Here is a 1,663-nt window from a genome sequence, read left to right on the forward strand (position 1 = left end):
TGGCGGCGCCCTTTTTGCATGGAAACCTACTGTGAGCTGCGGCTGCGGAAAGGCGTCCAAATTGGCGAGTATTCATCTCGGTTTTGCCGCGGCGCTTGGGGCAGTCGCGTGGCTCATCTTCGACGTGTTTACGGGACTGTTGACCTCTTCGCTGATCGCGGGTGCCTTCACCCTCCTGCGGCTCGCGTTCAGAGATCACTAGCCCCGCCTCAATCCCGTTCGGTTTAGACGCCCACCCATCCAGCAGAGATGCCGGTCAAGCATCCGCGTATCGACCGCCTCAAGAGCGTGACTTGACAGGTTGGCCCCAGCGGGGAGGTGCAAGCGATTACGGCTGGAGGCGCCGCTAATGTGTTGACTCTGGCGGCTCAAGGTCGCCGACCCCGGAGGCGCTGTCGGGTCAGATCAGCGCAGCCATAGGCCAAGCTGATGTGACGCGTCTCACATTTCAGGAAGCAGGTCTCCTTTACCGTCGGGCGCTGGCACATCCGCGACGCGGAACACATCAGATTGAGGTACCGCCAACAAGGCACTGCCGGATTAACTGTTGTATCAGCTGTAGGCGAAATATCGACATAGTCATCCCTTCATATTGACCAAAGGGAATGCACACCGCTATGAACGAGATCGGAGGTTGGGCGGGGTGCTAACCCGCTCCTGTATGCCTCAGTCCCAATGCTCGCATTTGCCTAGGTTCGAGGGAACCCCATGGGACGATCTTTAGTGTTTGCGCTTTGCGCCTGCATATTCTGGGGCGGCCTCGCGGACAGCGCGCAATCGATGACGCGTCAGGCAAGGGCCTGCTTTGCCTGGGACAAGGAACTGGCACGCATGCTTGAGAGGAGCGAACTATTCGGCCTTCACACAGCAGAGCTACGTCAAGGCATTCGCCTTGAAGCTTCCAAGCTGCGAGAGCGATGCGTTCGCGACATCAGCATGGCCTCCCTCAATCGTTATGTCATGCTCACGAAACTTCTCTATGAAGATGAGGCTGATGAAGTAGAAAGCTTCAGTAACGATCAGATAGCAGGAGATTGATTATGCTATGCATTATATGACCCATCGATCGACTTAGGAGGTCGACGATTGCAACTGTCAGCGCTTGTTACGGACGAAGGCCATAACGATGACCCGACATCGTCTGCTCTCAATTGCGGCGTTTTTTGCCGCGTCCTTGACCTTTGGAGCCCAGGCACGTGACGAGACGATAGAGCGCCTGCGTCTCGGCTCGGGCCTCGAAATCGTCATCGGCGAGAGCCAACTTGAACCGGAAGGACGGCTGCTGGACGCCCTCGCGATCTGGGTCGGTGCGAAGCTGGCGCAGCCAGTGCCTGCCTCCCTGCCAAGGCTCGTATTCAAGYCGATTGGCCATGTTGCCGCATTACGACTCAAGCAATACGCGTCCGAAGTCATACAGCAGCAGGGTCGGCCAAATATCCTGTCTATCTACGATGCTCGAGAGAAGGTCATCTATCTGAGGGACACATGGAGCGGTGCAACGGCAGCCGATTTGTCGGTTCTCGTGCATGAACTGGTTCATCATTTCCAGGAGATGCATGAGACCAAATTTGAATGTGACGCTGCACGCGAGGCAAAGGCTTTCGAGTTGCAGGAAAAGTGGCTGAGATTATTCGGAGAGTCACTTGAAGAGGCATTCCAGATC

3 protein-coding genes are annotated in these 1,663 nt (G+C 56.3%); all 3 read left to right on the plus strand.

Going from position 1 to position 1,663, the window contains the following annotated elements:
- Window positions 1-202: hypothetical protein (locus tag AC1DVA_RS28155; protein WP_476808094.1), on the plus strand; the 202-nt coding region annotated here is incomplete at its 5' end.
- A 578-nt stretch (window positions 203-780) separates the two neighbouring features.
- Window positions 781-1,038, plus strand: coding sequence for a hypothetical protein (locus tag AC1DVA_RS28160; RefSeq protein WP_476808095.1), 258 nt, complete (start codon window positions 781-783; stop codon window positions 1,036-1,038).
- Window positions 1,039-1,126: 88 nt separating this feature from the next.
- On the plus strand, window positions 1,127-1,663 hold a 537-nt coding region (locus AC1DVA_RS28165), incomplete at its 3' end, for a DUF6647 family protein (RefSeq protein WP_476808096.1).

It is taken from the genome of Allobosea sp. P4_C6 (assembly GCF_056402015.1).

Coding starts and splice junctions, on each gene's coding strand:
- AC1DVA_RS28160 (WP_476808095.1), top strand. CDS start 781: ATGACGCGTCAGGCAAGGGCCTGCTTTGCCTGGGACAAGGAACTGGCA.